The organism is Chryseobacterium carnipullorum, assembly GCF_900142785.1.
In the GTDB taxonomy this organism is placed as follows: Bacteria; Bacteroidota; Bacteroidia; order Flavobacteriales; family Weeksellaceae; genus Chryseobacterium; species Chryseobacterium carnipullorum.
The window spans coordinates 1-5,394 of record NZ_FRCD01000039.1 but is presented as its reverse complement, the minus strand read 5'-3'; the positions used below and the strand labels follow the sequence as shown (position 1 = coordinate 5,394).

Genomic DNA, 5,394 nt, shown 5'->3' with positions numbered 1-5,394 from the left:
AAAAGCGTAATCATTTAGTCAGTCTATTTAAATTTCAAATATTAATAGATTTTATCCTTAACGTACAAAATTTTACTTTTCGTCGACTGACCCCAATATAAAATAGCATGTTCGGAATTTATAAATCATATTTTTTAGTAATTTACGGTATCCCGCAATTTTTAGTAGATTACATTAATTATCTTTGATTAATTGAGATTATTTTAAAAGATCATTTAAATAAAAAGAATATTTATTTTTTAAAGCTTAAAGAGCAATATATTTATCGGATGTGTAAATAAATTACACCTTTTCAAAATAACGACAATACATAGCAGAATACAATGGCAGATAGAACCGCAGTAGATACAATTAGAGGTTACTTTTATCAATTTGACTATTCAATAGTTTCTTTATTAAAATTAGCAAATGACACAGAGTCAATTTTAATCGAAGGAGTTGAAGATATTGATATTACAACTGCATCAGAAATAACCGCAATTCAATGTAAATATTACGAGAAGACTGAATATAATCATTCTGTAATTGCAGAGCCAATTAGACTTATGTTGAATCATTTTAAAGATGTAAAATTGGGAAATGCGACTGAAATAAAGTATAAATTAAGAGGTTATTACAAATCAGGACATTCAAAATTGATTCTGCCTATAAATATTCAAAACTTAAAAGACAACTTCTTAACATATACTAGGACTGAAAAAATAAGCAATATCAATACTAAAGTTAAACACTTTCACCATATTGAACTTGGACTTACTGATTCAGAATTAAATGAATTCATTGGATTGCTTGAAATTGACATAAATGCTATAGAATTTGAAAAGCAATTTAATGAAATTATCAGCTTATTTAAGACAATATTTAGTTGTAGCGACTTTTCATCTGAATTTTATTTTTACAATAGCGCATTAAGAGTAGTAAGGGACATATCTAAAGATTCAAATCAGTCAAATAGAAATATTACAAAAGCTGAATTTTTAACACGGGTAAATAATTCAAGCATATTATTTAATGAATGGTATGTTCTAATAAAAGGGGAAAAAGCACATTATGCTAATTTAAGAAAAGAATATTTTAGCAACGTAAATATTTTATTTAAAGAGCGGTTTTTTCTGATTCAAATTGATCCAAAGGCTTATTCAAGAAGTGATGTCAAGACTCTCTTAAACTTAATTGTTAAGAATTACGCAAAAATTATAAATCAACCTACGCCATTTTGTCCCTATATATATATTCATGGAATAGATAATTTAGAATTAATTGAATTAAAAAAGGATTTAGTTGAAGATGAAATTGTAATTTCAGATGGTTTTGATTTTGAAGGAGCTGAATACAATCCCAAGTCTATAATAAAAAAGCCTGCTCTTTCACATCAAATCAAGCTTAAATTTCTAAATAGGTTGGAATATTTAAATGATACCCTCAGTTTGACTGGTAGACGGGCTGAAATATATCAGTTTTATCTAAACGACATATTTTTTGATTACAATTCAACTTCTATAAAAGAAGTAAAAATCCAAGTTGATAACCTAAGTAAAATTAAAAACATAATTTAGATGGACTCAAATGAATCAACGGAGCAGAATGCTCAAGTTATTGCTGTATTTCCTGATAAAGTAAAAATATCAGTTAAAGATTTGGAAATATTTAAAAATGTTGATGAAACATTGAAAGTAGGTTCATACTTGAAAATTGAGGATAGTGAGAACGCCAGTTTAATCACAATAATTGAAAATTTTCAGATTTCAATTAGAGACGTTAAGGATGAAAAAGGCGAAACAAAACATGTTAGAGAACATATAATTGAAGCATTTCCTCTTGGGGTTTTAAGAGGTGGTAAATTTGAAAGAGGAGGTGACTCACTTGCTATACCACCTAAAAATGTGATACCTGCAACTGTTGATGAGATTAAGAAAATCTATGAAGAATCAATAGAAGAAAAAGAAAGTTTTACTTTCTCAACTTTAGCTGCTAACCCATCTGTAAAAGTGCCTGTTAATGGAAATAAGTTTTTTAATAAGCATATAGCAATTGTTGGTTCAACAGGTTCTGGAAAGTCACATACTTTATCATCAATAATTCAGAAAGCAGTTTCTACGAAGGAGGGTGATTTTTCATTGAACAATTCCCATGTTATTATTTTTGATATCCATTCAGAATACAAATCAGCATTTCCCAATGCGAATTATATCGATATTTCGAACCTTGCGTTACCATATTGGCTACTAAATAGTGAAGAACTGGAAGAAATTCTTCTAGATACTGGAGAAAGAGATAATTACAATCAATCTTCGGTATTTAGAAAATTGGTTACAGAGAATAAAAAGAAACATAACTCAGGTCTTACTAAAGTTTTCTATGACACACCTTTATTTTTTGATATTATCGAAGTTCAAAACGCCTTGTACAACTTAAAAAACGAGACGAAAAATTCAAAAGCTTCTAGCCGATATATGATTGTTGATGATTCATATACTTGCACAGACAGTAGCACATCGGTTGATACAGGTTTACTTTTTAGTGAAGAAGAAAAAATCTCAAAATATTTTGAAAGCGAATTTCAATTTCATCCAACAAAAAATCAAAATGTAACGAAAGGAGATTATGCGGAGGGAACTCTCGACAAGTTTTTTGTTAGATTTCAAGAGAAAATTAATCAAGATCGTCTTTCTTTTTTATTCGGTTCCGAAGCAAAGACTATTTCATTCGAAAAAACTTTGGAGAATCTTTTAGGCTATAAAACTGGCTATAAGTCAAACATTACTGTAATTGATTTAAGTGGTGTTCCTTTTGAAGTACTAAGTATTACAGTTTCATTAATTTCAAGATTAATTTTTGAACATGGATATTTTTATAAAAGATTAAGGTGCACAACTGATCCATCTGAAAAAATTAACAATGATGTCCCTATTTTACTTGTATATGAAGAGGCGCATAAGTACGTGCCAAACAGTGAGTTAGTTAAATATCGTTCGTCAAAAAAATCAATTGAACGGATTGCCAAAGAAGGAAGAAAGTATGGTGTTACTTTACTTTTAGCTAGCCAAAGACCTTCTGAAATCTCTGAAACAATATTTTCGCAATGCAATAATTTTATTGCAATGAGACTAACGAATCCTGTGGATCAAAGCTATGTTAAAAAATTATTACCAGATTCTTTAGGTTCATTAGTTGACAAGATGACTTCATTGAAACAAGGTGAAGCAATTCTAGTGGGCGAATCTATAATTTTACCTTCAATAGTTAAAATTGATAGATGTGAGCCTCAACCTTCATCAAATGATATCCCATATTGGGAACTTTGGAAAACTGAATGGAAGGGTTTGAATTTTGAAGAATTGAAAAATGAATGGTATAAGTAAAAAAAACACGAGTATAACATACGATTGGCAAAGTACAGCTTCGGTGCATAGTTATAGTTTGATGATTCGTACCACGTTGGCAGACAGTTTTCGTTTTCGAAATCTGCTTCTTCTCCAGATGCTAAAACTATACAATAAATGAAATTAATCTCAAAAAGCGATGCTAAATATTAATGCTAAAATCAACATCGAAATAATTTTTAGTAAATGATAGAAATCAATACAGAGGAATTACAAAATAAATATTGGACAACGTTTTGGTCAGAAAATATTGACGATTTAATTGAAATGTCAAAAAAAATTGGTGACATTATTCCATCAAGAAAAAACTCTACGGCATTATATGATAGTTTAACTGTAAAAACTAAGGAAGAAACTAATCAAAAATCTCTATCAGCTAAATATGGTGAAAAAGATTTTCCTTACCATACAGACGGAGCGTATTTGCACACACCACCAAAATTTGTAATATTAAGAAGTCCTAAATCTATTGAAAATTGCCCTACAAAGTTATGTATACCACATTTTTCAGAAATTGAAATTAAAAAAATGATGAAAGATGTACTATTGGTTAACGGAGGTCGGGGGCGATTTTACTCAACATTAATTGAAAAAATAAATAAAGATTTTAGGATTAGATTTGATGTAGATTGTATGCGACCAGCCTTGAATGAATTTGATACATCTATAAAATTAATGAATACATTAATTAAAGAAGCTGTTATAGAAGAAATAAACTGGGAAGAAAACCAGTGTATAATTTTTAACAATTGGAAGTTAGTTCATTCAAGAGCTAATGCTACAAATAAATTTGATAGAGTCTTAGAAAGAATTTGGATAAAATAAAATATTATGGATTGGACACATGACTTATTATGGAATAAATCAAAAATAAATGCTTTTACAGCGCATAATCAAGATAAAACAACATATCTGTTTCCTCTTTGGTGTTCAATTGCATTAGAAACACTTTCTAGATCAACTTTAGCTTATGTTCATCCTGCTTTATTAGCAGATCCGACAAAAGGAAGTAATATACTTTACGTTTTTGGCTACTATAATGAGAAAGAACCAGCTAAATCCGTTCCAATGAAAACAGTTTTTGAAAGATTAACAAAAATTATAGAGTCTTTCACAAATAAGGAATATGAGATATGTATGAATTTTATGGAAAGAAGAAACCGAGAATTGCATTCTGGTGGATCAGCATTTGAGGACTTCCCTACGAAAATTTGGTTAGCTGATTTTTACAAAATATGTAATATGCTTATTACTTTCCAAGAAAAGGAAATGAATGATTGGATTTCTGATGAGGACACTATGATAGCATTGGAAATGATAAAGAACGATCATAATAAAATTAAAGTTTTAGTAAAAAAACTTATTAAAGACCATAAAGATAATTTCTACAGAAAACCAAAGGATTTACAAAAAGAATTAAGAGAATCTGCTGATAAATCAAGAATATTTGGCATCTATCCTACAAAAGTTTATTCATCGCATATAAATTGCCCCGCTTGTAAATCAAAAGCTATAGTTAGTGGGCAAATTGCAAAAACAAATGAGCCTACATTAGACGGTGAAGAAATAATAAGACAGGTTTCAATATTACCAACGGAATTCGTATGTAAGGCCTGTGAACTAAAGCTTTCTGGATATGATTATTTGCAATCTGCGGAATTAGGAGGTTACATTATTCAAGAAGAAAGATTTGACGCCATGGAATATTATGACTTTGATCCTGCTGATTATTTTGAACCTGATTATGGCAATGATTAATTATAAATTTGCACAACTTTAAAAAATCTCAAAAAACGATCAATTTTATTGTTAGAGAAATCATAGTAAAATTACATGAAAAATCACAGCAACTATTCAATGGAAATATGACTTTTATTTATATATGAGGAATAATGTTCCACACGTAAAATACTACATAGTCTCTCCTTAAACCACCTATAATTTACTGATTATTAGTATTTTGGGTTTAAAATAGCTTGTTTTTTATTGCAAGAATTTGTATCTTAGAGCT

At 29.2% G+C, this 5,394-nt stretch carries 4 protein-coding genes; all 4 read left to right on the top strand.

Features of this window, described 5'->3' with window-relative positions; genetic code table 11:
- The first annotated feature begins 323 nt into the window (after nucleotides 1–323).
- Entirely contained in the window at nucleotides 324–1,556 is a 1,233-nt protein-coding gene (locus BUC06_RS23095; RefSeq protein ID WP_073336967.1) for a DUF4297 family anti-phage-associated protein, read from the top strand.
- A complete protein-coding gene (gene herA, locus BUC06_RS23090; protein WP_073336965.1) occupies nucleotides 1,557–3,362 on the top strand; it encodes an anti-phage-associated helicase HerA in 1,806 nt (601 codons plus the stop codon).
- A 207-nt stretch (nucleotides 3,363–3,569) separates the two neighbouring features.
- Complete coding sequence (locus tag BUC06_RS23085; protein ID WP_073336964.1) at nucleotides 3,570–4,208, top strand: Fe(II)-2OG oxygenase family protein; 639 nt, start codon at nucleotides 3,570–3,572, stop codon at nucleotides 4,206–4,208.
- 6 nt (nucleotides 4,209–4,214) lie between these two features.
- The gene (locus BUC06_RS23080; protein WP_073336962.1) at nucleotides 4,215–5,141 is read left to right on the top strand and encodes a hypothetical protein; all 927 of its coding nucleotides are present in this window, start codon (nucleotides 4,215–4,217) and stop codon (nucleotides 5,139–5,141) included.
- The last annotated feature ends 253 nt before the right edge of the window (nucleotides 5,142–5,394 follow it).

Bases quoted from the DNA above. Each gene is read 5' to 3' on its own strand.
- BUC06_RS23095 (WP_073336967.1), top strand. From the start codon at position 324: ATGGCAGATAGAACCGCAGTAGATACAATTAGAGGTTACTTTTATCAA.
- BUC06_RS23085 (WP_073336964.1), top strand. From the start codon at position 3,570: ATGATAGAAATCAATACAGAGGAATTACAAAATAAATATTGGACAACG.
- herA (WP_073336965.1), top strand. From the start codon at position 1,557: ATGGACTCAAATGAATCAACGGAGCAGAATGCTCAAGTTATTGCTGTA.
- BUC06_RS23080 (WP_073336962.1), top strand. From the start codon at position 4,215: ATGGATTGGACACATGACTTATTATGGAATAAATCAAAAATAAATGCT.